Source organism: gamma proteobacterium symbiont of Lampromicra miyakona, from assembly GCF_059730895.1.
Genome location: NZ_AP035932.1, coordinates 180,009 through 198,411, shown reverse-complemented (window position 1 = coordinate 198,411; position 18,403 = coordinate 180,009). Strand labels below are relative to the sequence as shown.

Annotated in this window: 16 protein-coding genes and 1 riboswitch; of the genes, 10 read left to right on the top strand and 6 right to left on the bottom strand. The window is 58.3% G+C overall.

From position 1 onward, the window contains the following. Nucleotides 1-157 precede the first annotated feature (157 nt). The 3 genes from AC6I8P_RS00930 (at nt 158) to AC6I8P_RS00920 (ending at nt 2,714) form a co-directional block, all read left to right on the top strand. The gene (locus AC6I8P_RS00930) at nt 158-1,057 is read left to right on the top strand and encodes a LysR family transcriptional regulator (RefSeq protein ID WP_058759361.1); all 900 of its coding nucleotides are present in this window, start codon (nt 158-160) and stop codon (nt 1,055-1,057) included. Between the two features lie 98 nt (nt 1,058-1,155). Then, a complete protein-coding gene (locus AC6I8P_RS00925) occupies nt 1,156-2,097 on the top strand; it encodes a glutathione S-transferase family protein (RefSeq protein WP_136547232.1) in 942 nt (313 codons plus the stop codon). 11 nt (nt 2,098-2,108) lie between these two features. Next, the gene (locus AC6I8P_RS00920) at nt 2,109-2,714 is read left to right on the top strand and encodes an alpha/beta hydrolase (protein WP_058759363.1); all 606 of its coding nucleotides are present in this window, start codon (nt 2,109-2,111) and stop codon (nt 2,712-2,714) included. Here AC6I8P_RS00920 and AC6I8P_RS00915 read toward each other — a convergent pair. After that, the gene (locus AC6I8P_RS00915; RefSeq protein WP_421040009.1) at nt 2,711-3,508 is read right to left on the bottom strand and encodes a sugar phosphate isomerase/epimerase family protein; all 798 of its coding nucleotides are present in this window, start codon (nt 3,506-3,508) and stop codon (nt 2,711-2,713) included. The genes AC6I8P_RS00920 and AC6I8P_RS00915 overlap by 4 nt on opposite strands. Nucleotides 3,509-3,615: 107 nt before the next feature. Continuing rightward, nucleotides 3,616-3,993, bottom strand: a complete 378-nt coding sequence (gene crcB, locus AC6I8P_RS00910) for a fluoride efflux transporter CrcB (protein ID WP_021507890.1) — start codon at nt 3,991-3,993, stop codon at nt 3,616-3,618. 91 nt (nt 3,994-4,084) lie between these two features. Then, nucleotides 4,085-4,159: riboswitch (Fluoride riboswitch) on the bottom strand. A 107-nt stretch (nt 4,160-4,266) separates the two neighbouring features. Between crcB and AC6I8P_RS00905 the strand changes: the two genes are divergently transcribed. After that, nucleotides 4,267-5,184 (top strand): nucleoside hydrolase, encoded by a 918-nt coding sequence (locus tag AC6I8P_RS00905; protein WP_421040008.1) that lies wholly within the window; start codon nt 4,267-4,269, stop codon nt 5,182-5,184. Nucleotides 5,185-5,192: 8 nt separating this feature from the next. Here the strand turns inward: AC6I8P_RS00905 and AC6I8P_RS00900 are convergent, their stop codons facing one another. Then, nucleotides 5,193-6,221, bottom strand: coding sequence for a zinc-binding alcohol dehydrogenase family protein (locus tag AC6I8P_RS00900; RefSeq protein ID WP_498030906.1), 1,029 nt, complete (start codon nt 6,219-6,221; stop codon nt 5,193-5,195). Between the two features lie 135 nt (nt 6,222-6,356). Here AC6I8P_RS00900 and AC6I8P_RS00895 point away from each other — a divergent pair, with 135 nt between their 5' ends. The 6 genes from AC6I8P_RS00895 to AC6I8P_RS00870 all read left to right on the top strand — a co-directional run bounded on the left by AC6I8P_RS00895 (nt 6,357) and on the right by AC6I8P_RS00870 (nt 14,085). Then, a complete protein-coding gene (locus tag AC6I8P_RS00895; protein WP_021507893.1) occupies nt 6,357-7,259 on the top strand; it encodes a GntR family transcriptional regulator in 903 nt (300 codons plus the stop codon). Nucleotides 7,260-7,430: 171 nt separating this feature from the next. After that, a complete protein-coding gene (locus tag AC6I8P_RS00890; RefSeq protein ID WP_058780236.1) occupies nt 7,431-8,783 on the top strand; it encodes an MFS transporter in 1,353 nt (450 codons plus the stop codon). Between the two features lie 400 nt (nt 8,784-9,183). Further along, nucleotides 9,184-10,557 carry a glycosyltransferase family protein gene (locus AC6I8P_RS00885; protein ID WP_498028391.1) on the top strand — a complete coding sequence of 458 codons (1,374 nt, stop codon included), beginning with the start codon at nt 9,184-9,186 and terminating at the stop codon, nt 10,555-10,557. Between the two features lie 13 nt (nt 10,558-10,570). Continuing rightward, on the top strand, nt 10,571-11,845 hold the full coding sequence (locus AC6I8P_RS00880; RefSeq protein WP_058759368.1) for a glycosyltransferase family 2 protein: 1,275 nt from the start codon (nt 10,571-10,573) through the stop codon (nt 11,843-11,845). Next, nucleotides 11,845-13,251: a radical SAM protein gene (locus AC6I8P_RS00875; RefSeq protein WP_498030905.1), complete on the top strand. Its 1,407-nt coding sequence runs from the start codon at nt 11,845-11,847 to the stop codon at nt 13,249-13,251. Before AC6I8P_RS00880 ends, AC6I8P_RS00875 begins: the two co-directional genes overlap by 1 nt. A 48-nt stretch (nt 13,252-13,299) precedes the next feature. Continuing rightward, on the top strand, nt 13,300-14,085 hold the full coding sequence (locus AC6I8P_RS00870; protein ID WP_058759370.1) for a hypothetical protein: 786 nt from the start codon (nt 13,300-13,302) through the stop codon (nt 14,083-14,085). A 52-nt stretch (nt 14,086-14,137) separates the two neighbouring features. Here the strand turns inward: AC6I8P_RS00870 and treC are convergent, their stop codons facing one another. The 3 genes from treC to AC6I8P_RS00855 all read right to left on the bottom strand — a co-directional run bounded on the left by treC (nt 14,138) and on the right by AC6I8P_RS00855 (nt 18,335). Beyond that, on the bottom strand, nt 14,138-15,802 hold the full coding sequence (treC, locus tag AC6I8P_RS00865) for an alpha,alpha-phosphotrehalase (RefSeq protein ID WP_498030904.1): 1,665 nt from the start codon (nt 15,800-15,802) through the stop codon (nt 14,138-14,140). Then, a complete protein-coding gene (treB, locus tag AC6I8P_RS00860) occupies nt 15,786-17,228 on the bottom strand; it encodes a PTS trehalose transporter subunit IIBC (RefSeq protein ID WP_059011347.1) in 1,443 nt (480 codons plus the stop codon). The genes treC and treB overlap by 17 nt, the downstream gene beginning before the upstream one ends. Nucleotides 17,229-17,498: 270 nt before the next feature. Next, nucleotides 17,499-18,335, bottom strand: coding sequence for a fumarylacetoacetate hydrolase family protein (locus AC6I8P_RS00855; protein WP_104094200.1), 837 nt, complete (start codon nt 18,333-18,335; stop codon nt 17,499-17,501). Nucleotides 18,336-18,403 lie beyond the last annotated feature (68 nt).

Here is an 18,403-nt window from a genome sequence, read left to right as displayed (position 1 = left end):
TGCCTAGTTCAGCAGGTTTTGCCGCCGTGCGAAAGGTGCGGCGCACTGAATGTAAAGCGGATCGTTGCGCCATGCTGCGCACATTGCTGTCGCGGCCCGTGCCACGATTTTTCACTTCGCCTGTGTATACTCACCCTTTTCCCTTGCAGGAAATGCCATGGATCGTCTTGATTGTGATCGCATGTTTGTCGCCGTACTCGAAGTCGGCAGTTTTGCCGGTGCCGCCGCCCGGCTCGGCACCAGCAGCGGCCAGGCGTCAAAGCTGGTGTCGCGTCTGGAGCAGCAGCTTGGCGTGCAGCTGTTCAAGCGCAGCACACGGGCGCTGTCGCCCACCGAGATCGGCCGCGCCTATTACGAGCGGGTGAAAACCCTGCTGGAGGCGTTCGACGCGCTGGATGCCACGGTGCAGGAGAATGCCCGCTCGCCCACCGGCCGCCTGAAGATTAGCGCACCCGGCACCTTCGGCACCGCGGTGCTGGCCAGCGTGCTGGTGGCGTTCGCGCGTCACTATCCGCTGATTGAGCTGGACGTCAACTTCTCCGACCGCGCCGTGAATATCGTCGATGAAGGCTTCGATATGGCGATCCGCATCGGCAAGCTGGACGACAGCAGCCTGATTGCGCGCCGTCTGGGCGAGGTGCCGATTCGCCTCGCCGCCGCGCCCGGCTATCTGCTGCAGCACGGCACGCCGCAGCACTGGCGCGATCTGGCGACGCATCAGTGCATCAGCGACACCAACTTTCGCGATCCCTGGCACTGGCCGTTCGTTACGCCGTGTGGCGACAGCGTCAGCATGCCGATTCGCGGCCGCCTGTGCTTCTCCAACACCGAAGCCTGCCTGCAGGCGGCGCTGGCCGGCCTCGGCATTGCGCGTCTGCCCGGTTTTATCGCTGCACCGGCGCTGCAGCGGGGCGAAATCGTCACGCTGCTGGAGGACTTTGCGCCGCCAGCCATGGGCCTGTTTGCCCTGTATCCGCCCGCGCGCCATCTGGCGCAGAAAACCCGCCTGCTGATCGACTTTCTGGCCGAGCACTTCCGCCTGCATCCGCCCGGCTGATTCCTTCCATTCTGGAAACAATCAAAGCCGTTTTGCCCGGATTATCAGCATAACGGCAGCACGGTAAGCTGCTGACATCACTTTAGAGGAGCAGAGCGATGTTGGTAAACGGTAAGTGGAGCGCAGAGTGGCATCCGGTTCAGGCCACCGATAAACAGGGTGGCTTTGTACGCCAGACTTCCAGCTTTCGTCACTGGATTAGCGCCGATGGCAGCAGCGAATTTGCCGCCGGGCCGGATCGCTATCATCTGTACGTCGCGCTGATCTGCCCGTGGGCCTCGCGCACGCTCATTGCACGCAGCCTGAAAGGGCTGGAGCAGATTGTCAGCGTGTCGGTGGTTGAGCCGCAGCTTGGCGCGCAGGGCTGGCGCTTCGGCGATTATCCCGGTGCCGATCGCGACCCGCTGAACAACGCTGAGTATCTCCACCAGCTGTATACGCGCGCCGACGCCGACTTCACCGGGCGCGCCACCGTGCCGGTGCTGTGGGATAAAAAAACCCAGACCATCGTTAACAATGAGTCGGCGGATATTCTGCGCATGTTCAACAGCGGCTTTGGCGATCTGGCAGACAACCGGCTCGATCTCTACCCTGAGGATCTGCGCCCGGAGATCGACGCGCTGAACGCAACGATCTACCCGCGTCTCAATAACGGCGTTTATCGCACCGGTTTCGCTACCACCCAGGTGAGCTATCAGCAGGCGTTTAATGAGGTGTTTGAGCAGCTGGATGAGCTGGAGCAACGGCTGAAAGATGGCCGCACTTTTCTGCTGGGTGAACGACTGACCGAAGCCGATATCCGCCTGTTCGTGACCCTGATACGCTTTGACGTCGCCTATCACGGCCTGTTCAAATGCAACCTGCGCCGCCTGCGCGATTACCCGCTGCTCGATCGTTATCTGAAGAGTGTGCTGGCGGTCTCCGGCGTGCGGCAAACGGTGAACATCGACCACATCAAACAGGGCTATTATTCGATTAAAGCGCTGAATCCCAACGGCATCGTGCCAGCGGGACCGGATATGGCGGACTACGGTTTTTAAGGAGCAGGGCAATGGCAAAAGCGTTAGTGGTGTTTTTACATGGCGTCGGCAGTAATGGCGCGGATTTGGCGGTGCTGGGGCAACACTGGTCAGCGCTGCTGCCCGACGTGGCATTTGCCGCGCCCGATGCGCCCTTTCCCTTTGAACACGCCATGGGCTATCAGTGGTTCAGCCTGACCGGCATCACGCCGGAAAACCGTCCGGCACGCGTACGGGCTGCGCGCGACGCCTTTGACGCCACGCTGCAGCAGCTGATGGCGCAGCACGCGATGGCCGGCGCGTGGCAAAAGGTGATTCTGGTGGGATTCTCGCAGGGCTCGATCATGGCGCTGGATGCGCTGGCCTCCGGACGCTATCCGCTGGCTGGTGTGGTGGCCTTCTCCGGTCGCCTGGCCTTTGACGAGGCGCTCACGCCGCCGCCGCATGCCTCCGCGCTGCTGATTCACGGCAAAGCCGATGAGGTCATCCCGTTCAGCGAAACCGTCTCCGCCGCGCAGCGCCTGCAGAGCGCGGGCGTCGCGGTCACCGCACAGTATGAACCCACCACCGGTCACACCATTTCCAGCCACGGCGCGATGCAGGCAGCGGCCTACATCGCCCAGTGCCTGCAGGATTAAGGCCAGTAGCGCTGCAGCGCCTGCCACGCCTGACGCGCGGCCGCTTCCGGCGGCTGTGCTTTGAGGCGATCGTTAAAAACTTCGATGCCCACCGGACCGCGATAGCCTGCACTTTTCAGCTTATCGACAAAGCGTTCCACTTCAATGATGCCGTCGCCGGGCAGTAAGCGCTGATGGCGCGCATAATCACTCAGCGCCTGCTTTTCCTGCGGCGGCATCTGCGCCATATCACACAGCTGCACTTCATAAATGCGGTCGGCCGGAATGCCGTCGAGCTGAGAGGCATCGCCACCGCGTGCGCAGATGTGGAACAGATCGACCACCAGCCCGATATTGGGCTGATCCAGCCGCTGCAAACGCTGCCACGCCAGCGGCAGCGTATTGTCGACGCTGCACCACGCCATCGGTTCATACATGATGCGCATGTTATAGCGCGCGGCTTCCGAGGCCAGCCAGCGCAGATCTTCATCGATGCGCTCCGCAACGCAGTCTTCGCGCGTGGTTGCCGGCGCCTGAATGGTATCGCAGCCCAGCGATTGCGCGACGCGAATGAAATCACGCAGTTCGGCGCGCTTTTGCAGCCGTTCGCTGTCCGGCGCGCCGGTAAAGTCACGCAGCACCTGCAGATTGGTAAAGCCCAGGTTTAGCTGCGCGGCCAGCGCCGCCGTATGCTCAGTAATCTCTTCCCGCCACATTTCAACCTGATCGAACCCGGCGGCACGCGCCGCCTGCAGCTTATGCGCCGATTCACCGTTTAACAGCACCAGGTTAAGGAATTTCGGGTTTGCAGACATCAACAGCTCCTTAATCGTCCGGATAAAGCGGTGACAGAGGCTGTGCGCCACCCGCACAGCATCCTGATCAGTATCCCCCTCTTCAGGGTGATTTCAAGCGTGTCGTTTTAGCCCAGCAGATTCACCACGGCGAAACCGGCAAAGGTCATCAGCAATGAACCGATGACATGCACCATCACGCTCGACATTGCCCACAGGTATTTTCCTGATTGTAGCAACACCACGATCTCGGCCGAGAAGGTCGAAAAGGTCGTCAGCCCGCCGCACAGGCCGGTGACGATCAGCAGTTTCCATACGGGATCGATGTGCGGATTGCGCACAAACCACGCCATCGCCGCGCCAATAATAAAGCCACCGACCAGATTAACGATCAGCGTACCTGGCGGCAGGTTGGGGAATAACGTATTGAAACGCAAAGAGATAAGCCAGCGCAGCGTGCAACCGATGGCACCACCGATCATGACCGCGAACAGCGACTTCAGCATAGTCTGGAGCTCCTGAATTGAGATACGCGCAGGGCCGCGGCAGGACAGAAACTACACCTGACACACCGCCGTCTCCCGCGCAGGGATAAGCAAGTTGTCAGGCGTCATCAGCCGTCTGTAACCAGAGGGCGGTTGGGTAAGGTGGCACGCCATCACCTCAGAGGCACGATAATACGCTGGCGCGCCGAAGGTGACAATATTCACCTGCCGTCTCCGTATCGTCGGGAACGATTATGTTTTACCGTGGCAGATATCATCAGCAAGGAGATTCCGATGCGTACCCTGATTTTTGATACTGATATCGGCGTGGATGACGCCTTTGCGCTGGCGTATGCGGCGCGCACGCAGCGACTGCTGGGCATCACCACGGTGTTTGGTAATGTCGCGGTTGGCCAGGCGGTAAAAAATGCCCGGCTGTTCTGTGCAAAGATGAACATCAGCGCGCCGGTGTATCGTGGCTGTTCGCGTCCGCTGGCGCTGGCCCCTTCCGCACCGGCCACCCTGCACGGCGCAGACGGTCTCGGCGATGCCTTCGATAACCCGTATAGCGATGCCGCCGACAGCGCGGTACAGTTCATCATCGACAGCGTACGCGCGCAGCCGCATGCGATTACCCTGGTGGCAATCGGGCCGCTGACCAACATCGCCTGCGCCATCAACCAGGCGCCAGACATCATTCCGCTGGTGAAAGAGCTGGTGATCATGGGCGGTGCGTTTGGCACCGACGGCCACGCCGGTAACGTGACGCCGTTCGCCGAGTTCAATATCTGGAAAGATCCGCATGCCGCCGATCAGGTGCTGGCCTCGGCGCTGCCGGTGGTGATGCTGCCGCTGGATGTGACGCACAAGGTGCTAATCAGCGGAGAGGAAGTGCGCCAGCTGAATCAGCCGGTGTTGAGTGCCATCTGCCGGCCTTATCTGGCTTACAGCCTGCAAAAAGAGGGGTTTGATGGCATGGCGCTGCACGATACCCTGACGCTGTCGTGGCTGGCGCTGCCGCAGGCGTTCAGCGTGACGACAGCGCCGGTGCGCGTGGTGACCGAAGGCATCAGCCGCGGCCAGACGCTACAGCGCGTGAGCGCTCTCGCCTCGCGCGACGATCCGTTCGCCGGCCTGCACGCCCAGCGGTTGTGTCTGGGCGTCGATGCCGAGGCGGTACGGCAACATTTTTTTGCCACGCTGCGCGCCTGACGGTATTCCTATCGGGCGAAATGGATGACGCCTTTGATCAGCTCAGGGTTGTTGATCACCCCGGGCTCAAAAGTCTCGGCCAGCGTCGAGAAGTCGTAATGGCGGTTGAGCATCATATCGGCCCGCAGCTGACCGCTGGCCATCAGGGCGCGCACTTTGTCGAAGTCTTCCCGCGTGGCGTTGCGACTGCCCAGCAGCGTAGTCTCCTTTTTGTGAAACTCGGTGTCGGGGATCACCAGATCGCCTTTGTGCAGGCCGACAAACACGATGGTACCGCCGTGACGAATCAGCTGCACGGCGCTGTTCATCGCCGCCGGACTGCCGGTGGCGTCAATCACTTTCGCGGCCAGCCGCCCGCCAAACTCTGCACGCAGCGCGGCGATAAAATCCTCCGCCAGCGGATCGATCGTCGCCAGCTGCAGCTGCTGCGCAACGTGCGCGCGCCGCTGAGCGCTGGTATCGGCCACCACCACCTGCGCACCGGCTGCGGCGGCAATCGCCGCGACGCCCAGGCCAATCGGTCCGGCCCCGACCACCAGCACCTGCTCATCGGCGACCAGCGCCGCGCGTCGCACCGCATGGGCGCTGATGGCAAAGGGCTCGATCAGTGCCGCTGCTTCAGGCGCCACATCGTCAACCGCCAGCAAATTAGTGTCCGGTACGCTGATAAACTCGCAAAAACCCCCGTCCTGATGCACGCCAATCACTGAAATCTGTTCACAGCAGTTGGTTTTGCCGCTTAAGCAGGCGTCGCAACGCTGACAGGCCACGTAAGGAATCAGCGCCACGCGCTGCCCTGGCTGAAATCCCTGCGCCGCCGCGCCCAGCGCCACCACTTCACCGCACAGCTCATGACCGAGCACGCGCGGATAGGAGAAAAACGGCTGATTGCCGGCCCAGGCGTGAATATCGGTGCCGCAAATGCCGGCGGCAATTGGTTTAATCAGGACTTCGTGCGCGGCAGGCGTCGGTACGCTGCGCTGCTGCCACACCATGCTGCGCGGTTCGGCGACCACCAGCGTTTTCATGTTCGTCATCGTTTCCTCCTGGGCTGTTCACGCAGTTATGGCGAAAATCGACCGCGGCGGGAGGTTGCGCTGTGCGAAGTGTGAGTCAGCGCGATTTTTTTGGGCTTTGTGTGGTTTTTAATGCATAAAAAACCGGAGGGCCGTATGAGCCGAAGCCAGAATCTGCGCCAGAACGTCATCAATCAAATGCTGGAAGCCATTGCCCGCCGCCATGTGCGCTCGCCGTTGCCTCCGCAGGCGGCGCTGGCCGAGATGTTTAACATCAGCCGCACCACGGTGCGACACACGCTGCAGCATCTGCATCAGCGCGGCGTGCTGGAAAAAGTGGCTGAGACCTACGTGATTGTGCGCGATCCCTGCGAGGAGGATGGGTTTAGCGTACTCAGCCCACCGATCGACCAACAGGCGGTGCAGTTTGAGCAGGCGTTTTTTAACCTGATTAACCAGCGTTTGCTGATGCCAGGCGACAGTTTCACCGAACTGCAGCTGGCGCAGCAGGTGCGGGTCAGCCCGGTGGTGGTGCGCGAGTTCCTGCTGCGTTTTATGCGTTATAACCTGCTGGAACCGGTTAAGCGCGGCCACTGGCGGATGAAGAAATTCGATCAGGAGTACGCCGAAAAGCTGTTTGAACTGCGCGAGATGCTGGAAACGCACGCGCTGACCCGCTTTCTTAACCTCGCCGCCGGTGATGAACGCTGGGTGCAGGCGCGCGATCTGCTGGATCGTCATCGCGCGCTGCGCGACACCATCGCCAGCAACTACCGCCAGTTTGCCGCGCTGGATAAAGAGATGCATACGCTGATTCTCTCCGCCGCCAACAACCCGTTTTTCAATCAGTCACTGGAAATTATCTCTGTGATTTTTCACTCGCATTATCAGTGGGATGAAAGCGATCTCAAGCAGCGCAACATCGTCGCGCTGGAGGAGCATATGGCGATTCTTACCGCGCTCATCAGCCGCCAGGATGTGGACGCGCTGTGCGCGCTGCATGCGCATCTCAGAACCGCCAAACACTCGATGATCCGCTCTATCCGGCAGTACAATTAAAAACCGATTAAAAACCACAAAGCATAAGCGCCCGCACGAATCAGAAACATGTTTGCAACATCTCCCGCGGTTTACTTCTAGTCTCGAAGGCAGCCCCTTAGGGCAGCCCGTTTCGCTGCCGCAGGAACCCCAAGACTGATAACGATAAGTACCCGAACCTGGGAGGTTGCAATGGAAAATACATCAACGCGCGGCGGCACCACCGCGCCAGCACCCGAGCACGCCGGGCAGGATTATGTGCCGGCGCGCGCCGATGTGGTGCGCTCTCCGCGCATCCGTAAGATTCAAATCACCGCCATGCTGCTGCTGCTGTTCGCCGCCATCATCAACTACCTTGACCGCAGCTCGCTGTCGGTGGCCAACATGACCATCCGCGAGGAGCTGGGCTTATCGGCCACCGAGATTGGCGTGCTGCTGTCGGCGTTTTCGCTGGCCTACGGTTTAGCCCAGCTGCCGTGCGGCGCGCTGCTCGATCGCAAAGGCCCGCGCATTATGCTGGCCATCGGCATGTTCTTCTGGTCACTGTTCCAGGCGGCGGCCGGGCTGGTGCATAACTTCACGCAGTTTGTGCTGGTGCGCATCGGGCTGGGCATTGGCGAAGCGCCGATGAACCCGTGCGGCGTGAAGGTGATCAACGACTGGTTCAACATCAAAGATCGCGGTATGCCGATGGGGATGTTTAACGCGGCGTCGATGATTGGTCTGTCGGTGGCACCGCCGATTCTGGCGGCGATGATGCTGGTGATGGGCTGGCGCGGCATGTTTGTCACCATCGGCGTGCTGGGTATGTTTCTCGCCATTGGCTGGTATCTCACCTACCGCGACCGGGATAACAACAAGCTGAGCGGTGAAGAGATTCACTATCTGCAGGCGGGCAGCGTGGCATCACGCAAAGAGCCGCTAAGTTTCGCCGAGTGGCGTGGACTGTTTAAGCAGCGCACCATGTGGGGCATGATGATTGGCTTCAGCGGCATCAACTATACCGCGTGGCTGTACATCGCCTGGCTGCCGGGCTATCTGCAGTCGACCTATCATCTGGATCTGAAAAGCACCGGCCTGCTGGCCGCCATTCCTTTCCTGTTCGGCGCGGCGGGCATGCTGCTCAACGGTTACGTGGTGGATTCACTGGTGCGTCGCGGTTTTGACGCGGTGAAAGTGCGTAAAGTATCGATTGTCAGCGGCATGCTGCTCTCCGCGGCCTTTACCACCTTTGTGACGCGCGCCACCGACACCACCAGCGCGGTGACGCTGATTGGTATGGCGCTGTTCTGCATTCACTTTGCCGGTACCTCATGCTGGGGCCTGATCCACGCTAACGTCACAGCGCGCATGACGGCATCAGTGGGCAGTATCCAGAACTTTGCCAGCTTCGTTTTCGCCTCTTTTGCGCCAGTAATTACCGGCTGGGTGCTGGATACCACCAAATCGTTCAGCCTCGCGCTGATGATATGTGCTGGCGTCACGGTGGTCGGCGCGCTGGCTTACCTGCTGCTGGTCAGAAAACCGATCACCGATGGGGTGTAACGCCAGGGTTTCTGCTTAATCCTCTTCTCCGGGTGCGCAGATTATGCGCACCCTTGCTTCATCCGCCCGCCACATGTATTCCAGCCGCCGCGTTATCCCCTGATTCTGCGCATGATCAGATAAATTAAACTGAATGATGGCAATCACTATCCAGCACCATTAAGCCCAAAATAAGGAAAATATACCGCTAAACACGCCGGTAATAGTTATTATTTTAAGACAAAACTCAAGGACGAATATTATAAATCACCACCCTCAGTGCATTATTATCCATTAATGCATTAACGAAGGTGAATTAATTAGCTACAGTAAACTTTTGTGGATTGGATCAAAGTTTGACCGGATAATTTAACTTACCGTTCAGTCACTATTAATGTTCAGGTATGAGCGTGGTGACCAAATGGATTTACAACGCAAGGCCCTTTTTATCTCTTTTGATGCCGTGGCATTATCGGGTATTACAGTAGAAGCCACTAAAATTGCCGTTCGTTTACGCGAGCAGGGAATCACCTCCTTTCTTGATATCGGCTACGACATAAAAATTGATAAGGGAAACTTCGGACGCCCCTATTCCGAAAATGAAATTAATTCGCTAAAGCATCATTTTACCTTAGTCCGGCACGATGAAATTCGTCAGGTGGAAGGTTATAACCCGGCCTTTCTGCAATATATTCATGACGTGCTGATTAATCATAGCCAGACGCTGGATGCCGCGGCAGAAAAAATCCTGGTGCAGCAGACGGAAAAGATGGCACAGGCGGTGGCAAACGCGCTGTGCGCAAAATGGCAGGCGCTGGATATCAATTATTTAATCATTGAGAACGGGACGCTGCCGGATAATATTATTTTTACCCGCGCGCTCTATCTGGCGATTGCGCAATACGGCGCCGCAAAACAGCTCGGCCGGTTTGTGTTGTGGCGCGACCATGACCTGATGTGGAACAGCGAATCCACCTCATCGCGTTACGGCAGCGCGCCCTGGCCACATGCCGTCAGGCCACAGCCCTCGCCGCATATCACCTACGTCACGCTGAACCAGGCACTGGCCTCACAGCTGGCGGCCTGGTGCGAACATCAGGTCGAAATCGAGGTGATGCGTAATACCTATCCTTTTGACCCGAGCCATCCGCGCAAAGATTTACGCCGCCAGTTTGGGTTGCTGGCGCAGGACAAGGTGATTGCCCGCACCACGCGAATTATTCCGGCTAAGCGACTCGATCGGGATATTCACCTGTTGCATGCGCTGAACAGTGAACTTATCGCGCAGCATCAGCCACAGCGCGTTTATTTAATGGTCGCTGGCGATCCGCTGGAAGACAGCGTGCATTATCACGCATTAAAGCAGTTAATTAGCCGGTTCCAGCTGGAGCGTTACGTCATCTTTTTTGGCGCGTTAAATCACGACTTCATGGAGCGTAATCCACAGGCCACCACCATTCAGGATCTTTATCACGCCTGCGATGTGGTGTCGTTTTTAACCGCATGGGATTACGACAGCTACGGTAATCCGATTGGCGAGGCGATCAGCCATCAGCGCTGTTATATCGCCACCCGCTATGAATATTATCACGAGGTGTATGGCCAGTACGGTTTTGAAGGCGAACTGATGGAAATTTCCGCCAGTCATGATGGCCTGCCGGATGCCGATTTTATTCAGCGCGTCAGTGATTTATTACGAGATGACGCACGCCGCGACGCCATCGCCACGCGCAATTATCAGAAAGGAAAATCCCTGCTGTCGGATCATATCTTCCGGCAGATATTTAATGTGTAGTTAAGGAGTGACTATGGATAACCGTTGTTTTATTTCTGTCGTGCTGCCGGTTTATAACGAGGCAGCACGTATTAACGCGGTGCTGGAATCAATATTGCAGCAGCGTTCACCCGGCGGATTGTTTAATTTTGATAATCTGGAAGTGATCATGGTGGATAATAATTCCACCGATAACTCGGTCGCGCTGATTGAAGCCTTTGCCGCGCAGCATCCGCAGCTGACAATTCATCAGCTGCAGGAGACGGTGCAGGGCGTCTCTTCGGCGCGGAAAAAAGGCATGGATTTCGCCTCACAGCGCGCCGGTCTGCGCGACGAGGACAGCGGTTTTCAGCGCAAGCACTACATTCTTTCGGCCGATGCGGACTGCACCGTTGATGCGCTGTGGATCGACGAACTGGTCGGCACCATGATTGCGCAAAACGGCGATCTGGGCACCTGTAACTACTACTACGAAACCGCGGATTTTCACGAGCGCCCGCGGCTGTATGCGGAGATTGATAAAACGCTGCGCTGCCGCCACGCTTCCTTCTCCCTGTTTGGCGGCTTTCCGGACGGCAAAGGCTTTGGCGTCGAAAAGCAGCTGTACGACGAAGTGGGCGGCATCGAGATTTTTTACCAGCTGAAAAACGGTGAGTTTGTTGAACATCTGTCAGACGACTGGGATTTTGGCATCAAGGTGATCGCGGCCGGCGGCAAACCGGTGTATGCGCCCAACTCCCGCGTGCAGATCAACAGCCGCCGGGTGGATAACCTGCTGCACGAAGTGATTGAAGGCGTGGCCTACGGCCATAACGGCACCATCATCATGAAAGATGTGCGCCCCACGCTCACCGCGCTGACGCCGTTCACCGATGTCAGCGCAGAGCAGGCGCAGCAGGCGTGGCACTACTCGATTAAAGATTACGTGCCAAAAAATCTGGTGCTGCCGGTGCTGCTGAATCCGTCGCTGCTGCGCGACGATGCCGCGGTGATTGATTTCTTCACGCCAGAGGTGGCTGAACGCCTGTTCGACCGCATTCACAGCATAATGCTGGAGATGAGCGTGACCGATTTCCTGCCGATTCACAGCTACAAAACCCCGGCGTTTCGCCTCTATTTTGAATTCCGCCATGAGCTGTTTGCCGCGCTGCGGCGTGCCGTCGGCGCAGAGATTGGCGAGCCACCGCCGCTGCCGGCCTGCTTTGCCCAGGTGACGGAAAATGATTTCGCCCGCTTTGTCTGGTATTACTGCGAAGATCGCGAATCCGGTGAGGCGCATAACTACTTTGCAAACGGCGGGGTGTTCTGATGCGTGCTGCCTGGCTGCAATCCCTGCAGGATATCGATCGTCACTATCCTCGCCCGGCCATATGCGAGGTGCTTAGCCGGCCGGAAAACGCCGATTTGCTGGAATACGTGGTACATGATCCTTTTGGCTGCCATGTGTTTCCCGGTGATATCGACGATTTTCCGCTGCCGAATTTTTTCCGCGCCATGCAGCACAGCCTGAGCCATGCGCCGCAAATTCATCTGTGGGCGTATATCCCCACCTGCCGCTACAAGTGCCACTTTTGCCAGTTTCCTACGGTGATTGTAAATCCGCAGTCGCCGCGCGCGCCTGAGCTGTTCCGCGATATCGTCGATCGCAACATTCAGGAGGCGAAACTGTGGCTGGCGCAGCTGCCGGCACTGGGTGAAGTGCCGGTGGGTGAGTTCAACCTGTTCGGCGGCACGCCCTCGCTGCTGCCACCGGATGAGCTGCGGCGCTTAATGGATTTTTACCGCAACCATTTCAACTTCCGCGAGGCCACGCTGCGCTTCGAAGGCGAGCCCGGCACGCTGACGCGCGAATTCCTCGCGCAGCTGCGCGAACTGGGCTTCAGCAAACTGTCGTTTGGCGCGCAGTCATTCTCTGACCGCCTGATCAAAGGCTGTGGTCGCCTGCACAGCGCGGATGCCTGCTACAAGGTGATTCGTGATGCGCGCGAGCTGGGCTTCGCCCTGGTCAGCGTCGACCTGATGTATGGCCTGCTGGGACAAACGGTGGATGACGTGCGTGACGATCTGCAGCAGGCGCGCGCGCTTGACCTGTCGCATCTGGTGTTCACCAAGCTGCACATGAAGCCGTTCGCCGAAAGCCGCACCGGCGTGTCGGCGGAGGGAGAAAATGCCTGGCAGCGTAAGAATGCGGCGATGCCCAGTCTGGGTCAGCAATATCAGATGCGCGCGCTGGCCGAGCAGTGGCTGGATGGCGATTACCTTGAACATCCCACCATGTATTTCCACCATCGCAGCGCACCGCCGGAAAAGTGGAAAGCGATCATTACCGATCTCGACCAGCAGGCACCGGAAGTGGCGATTGGCCTTGGCGGCAGCTCCAAATGTGCCGGCGCGGAGCTGATTAACCTGACCGACTACGCCGATTATCAGCGCGCACTGGATAACGGTGAGCTGCCGATCGCCTCGGTGCGCGGTATGTCGCCGGATCAGCAGGCCATCAACGGCTGCAAGATGGCGCTGTCAACGCTGGTTCCGCTCGACGATGTGCTGTTTCAGCAGAAGTTTGGCGTCAGCCTGTTTGCCCAGCCAACCATCGCCCGTGCGCTGCGTGAGTTGCAGCAGCGCGGGTTAGTGCACAGCGATGGCCGCTACGTCACGCTCACCCCCGCCGGCCGCGTGCTGGTAGAAGCCATCATCAATACCCAGTTCGACTAAACCGCCCTTACCTCTCAACGGCACGCGACGGCGTGCCTGGAGCCTGTTATGTCCCAGTCTGTTTATAGCTTTTTTTATATCGCCATCGACACCGAAGCGGGCGTCACCGCTGAACAGTTTGAAACCTTCGTGCGCGAAAAAGGCGTGCATCTCCCCTGCTATCCCGGCTGGCGCTGGACGCTGTTTCGCGGTCTGCGCGGCGAGCGCGTCGATCAATACCTGATGCTGTTTGAAATGAAAGATGCGGCACAGCGCGCGCGCTTTATGCAGGATGACGGTGAACTTACCGCCGAGGCAGAGCACTTCTGGCACCTGCATCCCGACGCGGACGCGCTGCTCAGCGAGTGGCGCCAGCTGGCGACCTTCGCGCGGCGCCCGACAATTTTCACCCATTTCGATCTGCTGGCAGAGAATCCTCACAGTACGCTGCCGGGTGGCCCGCGATTTGATGCCCGCAGCGGCACCGCGCGCATTCTCGGTACCCACTATCTGGCGCTGCGACCGGGCGTGCAGCCGCAGGAATTTGAGCAATTCATCGCGCAGAATGCCGCGCGTATCGTTGATTATCCCGGCTGGAAGTTTCATCTGCTGAAAGGCCACAGCGGCAACCGCCTGGACGGCTATGTGGTGATGATGGAGATTGAGAGTGAAGCGGCGCTGAATGTGTTTTATCCGCAGCCTGATATCGCCACCGCCAGCGCGGCTGACTTTGCGCGCGCGCACCGGGATACCAAACAGATGTATGAAGAGTGGAAGCAGCTGGCGTCCTTTTCCGGTTCGCCGCAGCTGTATACCGATTATCTCGCCGTGGCGGAATGTGGCACACTGAAGTGAGTGCTGGCGGCGCGCTCTGCTCATTGCTGAAACGCGCCGCCGGTTTTCTCCGTTACGACTGGTAGTAATACACCGCTTCAAAAGGCCGCAGGTGCGTCAATGCCCCAGGCGGCGATGCCTCACTGTAATTACTCATCAGTACCTGCCAGTTGCCTTCAACTTCCGGCAACAGCAGTGGCTGCGCACTGTGACTCAGGTTCGCCACCACCAGCAGGCTTTCACGCGGCGAATTGCGACGATAACACCAGATGTGTGACGCTTGCGGTGCCAGATCCTGATAATCGCCCTCGGTGAAGATAGCGTAACGCTTACGCAGCCGAATCAGCGTTTGGTAGCCATAGAACACCGAGTTGCTGTCGAGCAGCGCGTTAGCCGCGTTGATCAGCGTATAGTTATCCGCCACGCCTATCCACGGCTCACCCCGCGTGAAGCCGGCATTGGCGCTGCTGTCCCACAGCATCGGCGAGCGGCTGTTGTCGCGCGATTTGCTGGCCAGAATCGCCAGGATTGCCGCCTCCGGCTTGCCCTGCGCCAGCCACGCAGCGTGGATGTTGTGGCTCTCGATGTCCTGATACTGCTCAATGCGGGTAAAATGAGGGTTGGTCATCCCCAGCTCTTCGCCCTGATAGATATAGGGCGTGCCCTGCATGCCGTGCAGCAGCATCGCAAAGCATTTTGCCGAGGCGATGCGCAGCGCACCTTCATCACCAAAGCGCGTGACGATACGCGGCTGATCGTGGTTACACCAGAACAGCGCATTCCACGCCACGTCATGCATCCCGCGCTGCCACTCCGCAAAAATTGCCTTGAGCTGAACGAAGTCCGGTGCCGCCAGCGTCCATTTGTCGCCCTGGGGATAATCCACCTTGAGATGGTGGAAGTTAAAGGTCATCGACAGCTCGTTTTGCGCCAGCGAAGCATAGCGCTGGCAGTTGGCCAGCGTGGTCGAGGACATTTCCCCCACCGTCATCAGCCCGCGCGGCGTGAACACATCGCGGTTGAACTCCTGCAGGTAGTCATGGATGCGCGGACCATCGGTGTAAAAGCGCCGCCCGTCATGGCCGGGCAGATCGTCGCTAAAATCCTGGTGCTTCGACACCAGGTTGATCACATCAAGCCGCAATCCATCGACGCCTCGATCCGCCCAGAAATGGCACACCTGCTTTAACGCCTCGCGCACCGCCGGGTTTTCCCAGTTGAGATCGGCCTGCTCCGGCGCGTACAGGTGCAGATAGTATTGCTGACGCCGTTCGTTCCACGCCCAGGCGCTGCCGCCAAACTTAGACTGCCAGTTATTGGGCGGCGTGCCGGGCACCCCGTCGCGCCAGATATAGAAATCGACGTACGGCTGCTCACCGGCTTCGGCACGCTTAAACCAGGCATGCTCGGTCGAGGTGTGGTTGAACACCATATCCAGCACCATGCGCATACCGCGCCGGTGCGTCTCCGCCAGCAGGTGGTCAAAGTCGGCCATGGTGCCGTAGGCGGGATCGATGGCGGTGTAATCCGCCACGTCGTAACCGTTATCGATCTGCGGCGACACATAGATCGGCGTCAGCCACAGCGCATCGACGCCCAGCTGCTGCAGATAATCCAGCCGCTGGATCACACCCCTGAGATCGCCGGTGCCGCGCGCCCCGCTGTCCTGAAAACTTTTAGGATAGATTTGGTAGATCACCGCCTGGCGCCACCAGGGATATTCAGCGTGCCTGTTCATGTTGCACCTCGGCCTGGCTGATGATGGCGGTTGCCGCTTTTCGTTTGGTGATGATGATGGTCAGCAGCAGCGGAACCAGAATTGCCACCAGAATCGCCAGCGAGTAAACCGTCCAGTACTGTGGCTGAATCGAGAGAATGCCCGGCAAGCCGCCCACGCCGATGCCGTTGGCCATCACACCGTTGAGGCCGCACAGCAGCGCCGCCAGCGCAGAGCCAATCATGGCGCACAGCATAGGGTAGCGGTACTTGAGGTTGACGCCGTACATCGCCGGCTCCGTTACGCCGAGCCACGCTGAAATGGCGGCCGGCACGGTGAGGTCGCGTTCAGCACGATCTTTGTTAGCGACAATGATGCCGACCACCGCAGCACCCTGTGCAATATTGGACAGCGCAATCAGCGGCCACACCGGCGTGCCGCCCATGCTCTGAATCATCTGCAGATCAACCGCCAGCGTGGTCTGATGCACGCCGGTGATCACCATCGGCGCATACAGGAAGCCAAACAGCGCGGCACCAATCGGCGCGAAGCTGCCGGTCATCAGATGACGCACCGCGAAGGCGATGCCGTCGCCAATCAGACGGCCAAATGGGCCAATCAGGCTGTGGGCGAGGAAAACCGACAGCAGCAGCGCACACACCGGCACCACCACCAGCGTCAGATAGGCGGGCACGATACGTTTTAGCGCCAGTTCGATTTTCGCCAGCGCCAGCCCGGCCAGCAGCGCCGGGATCACCTGCGCCTGATAGCCGACCCGATCAATGCTGAACCAGCCGAAGTTCCACACTTCCGGCACCTGGCTGCCAATCAGATACGCATTCATCAGCTGCGGTGAAACCAGCGTAATGCCCAGCACAATCCCAAGGATTGGCGTACCGCCCAGCTTGCGCACCACCGACCAGCAAATCCCCACCGGCAAATAGAAGAAGATCGCTTCGCCAATCAGCCAGAGGAAATCGTACAGCCCTTTCACACCGGGATAGAGCTGCACCAGGGTTTTATCATCCGCCACGGCAATATCGCCGAGCACGTTACGGAAACCGAGAATTAAACCGCCGCTAATTAACGCCGGTAATAACGGGAAAAATATCTCGGCAAAATGGGATAATAATGCCTCGTGCCATTTCATCTGGCTGCGCGCCGCAGATTTAATCTGCTCTTTAGAGGTCTCACTAATATTTAGTGCTTCTACTAACGCTTTATAATAAGTGTCAACTTCGGTTCCAATAATTACCTGAAACTGTCCGGCAGAGTTAAAGCATCCTTTAACGCCGGGCGTGGCGCGGATGGCCTCTGGATCGGCCTTGTCGACATCCTGCAGCACAAAGCGCAGGCGGGTAATACAGTGCGAAAGTGACAGAATATTTTCCCGACCGCCCACGCGGTCAATGAGATCGTTAATGATCTCGCGACTGATGGTTTTCATTATCATCCCTTATTTCCATGCCGGAATCGGCAGTGGACGATAATACGCCGCTGCTTTTAATTTTAACTATAGCAAAGCGAGGGAATTAGTTGGCGATCACAAAAATATTTACGTAATACATTGCAGGAAAATTAACTTAACAATAATTATTTAACCTGATAACTAAATCTGCGCCATATAAATATAAATTCGGGACATTTCGTATTGTTGAATATTTATTTAAACGGTAGCGCGGTGGCTGTGCAACGTTTGCCACCGCGCAGCAATGCGTCAGACGATGCGGTGGCGCAGACGACCAATCTTCTCAATTTCCACTTCGATCTCATCGCCAGGGAACATAAACAGCGGGGGCGTACGCTTTTTCCCCACGCCGCCCGGTGAGCCGGTGATGATGACATCGCCCGGTGACAGCGGACTAAACGCCGAGATGTATTCAATGATCTTCGCCACCGGATGCACCATGCTGGCCGTGGTATCGTTCTGCACTTCACGCTGATTCAGCCAGGTTTTGATCGCCAGCTGCTGCGGGTCCGGGATGTCGTCGGCGGTGGTCATCCACGGGCCAAAGCCGCCGGTTTGCTGCCAGTTTTTGCCTGCGGTAAACCAGGTGAACTGCATGTCGCGCACCGTGGCATCCATAAAGCAGCTGTAGCCCGCCACATGCTGCAGCGCATCGGCGGCTTTTACCTGATAAGCCGCTTTGCCGATGATCACCGCCAGCTCGCCTTCGTAATCAAATTCAGCCGTGGTCGCCGGTTTCAGCAGGGGCTGCTCGTGCGCAGCCAGCGAATCGGCAAAGCGCACGAACAGCGTCGGCGCGTCGAGCGTGGCGGCAAACTCCTGGCGCTTGTCGGCATAGTTCATGCCAACGCAGAAGACTTTGCCTGGGTTTTCCACTACCGGCAGGAAGCGAATCGCGCTGAAGGCATAGTCCACCGGCTCGCTCAGGTAAACCTGCAGGTCACTCAGGCCACCGCGCTGCAGCAGAGTTTTCAAATCCGGACAGCTGTCGCCCAGCCGCGCACCGAGATCGATCACGCCGTCGGGTTGCACGATGCCATAACTTTTTCTTGCCTGGTCAATAAGAGAAAAACTGCACAGCTGCATGATGGCCTCAATGTTATAGAGAATTTGCGCGCAGGTTATCAAAAGCCAGACGGAAAAGCGGTATGACC

Excerpts from the sequence above, each read along its gene's own strand:
- AC6I8P_RS00930 (WP_058759361.1), top strand. The coding sequence starts at position 158 with ATGGATCGTCTTGATTGTGATCGCATGTTTGTCGCCGTACTCGAAGTC.
- AC6I8P_RS00925 (WP_136547232.1), top strand. The coding sequence starts at position 1,156 with ATGTTGGTAAACGGTAAGTGGAGCGCAGAGTGGCATCCGGTTCAGGCC.
- AC6I8P_RS00920 (WP_058759363.1), top strand. The coding sequence starts at position 2,109 with ATGGCAAAAGCGTTAGTGGTGTTTTTACATGGCGTCGGCAGTAATGGC.
- AC6I8P_RS00915 (WP_421040009.1), bottom strand. The coding sequence starts at position 3,508 with ATGTCTGCAAACCCGAAATTCCTTAACCTGGTGCTGTTAAACGGTGAA.
- crcB (WP_021507890.1), bottom strand. The coding sequence starts at position 3,993 with ATGCTGAAGTCGCTGTTCGCGGTCATGATCGGTGGTGCCATCGGTTGC.
- AC6I8P_RS00905 (WP_421040008.1), top strand. The coding sequence starts at position 4,267 with ATGCGTACCCTGATTTTTGATACTGATATCGGCGTGGATGACGCCTTT.
- AC6I8P_RS00900 (WP_498030906.1), bottom strand. The coding sequence starts at position 6,221 with ATGACGAACATGAAAACGCTGGTGGTCGCCGAACCGCGCAGCATGGTG.
- AC6I8P_RS00895 (WP_021507893.1), top strand. The coding sequence starts at position 6,357 with ATGAGCCGAAGCCAGAATCTGCGCCAGAACGTCATCAATCAAATGCTG.
- AC6I8P_RS00890 (WP_058780236.1), top strand. The coding sequence starts at position 7,431 with ATGGAAAATACATCAACGCGCGGCGGCACCACCGCGCCAGCACCCGAG.
- AC6I8P_RS00885 (WP_498028391.1), top strand. The coding sequence starts at position 9,184 with ATGGATTTACAACGCAAGGCCCTTTTTATCTCTTTTGATGCCGTGGCA.
- AC6I8P_RS00880 (WP_058759368.1), top strand. The coding sequence starts at position 10,571 with ATGGATAACCGTTGTTTTATTTCTGTCGTGCTGCCGGTTTATAACGAG.
- AC6I8P_RS00875 (WP_498030905.1), top strand. The coding sequence starts at position 11,845 with ATGCGTGCTGCCTGGCTGCAATCCCTGCAGGATATCGATCGTCACTAT.
- AC6I8P_RS00870 (WP_058759370.1), top strand. The coding sequence starts at position 13,300 with ATGTCCCAGTCTGTTTATAGCTTTTTTTATATCGCCATCGACACCGAA.
- treC (WP_498030904.1), bottom strand. The coding sequence starts at position 15,802 with ATGAACAGGCACGCTGAATATCCCTGGTGGCGCCAGGCGGTGATCTAC.
- treB (WP_059011347.1), bottom strand. The coding sequence starts at position 17,228 with ATGAAAACCATCAGTCGCGAGATCATTAACGATCTCATTGACCGCGTG.
- AC6I8P_RS00855 (WP_104094200.1), bottom strand. The coding sequence starts at position 18,335 with ATGCAGCTGTGCAGTTTTTCTCTTATTGACCAGGCAAGAAAAAGTTAT.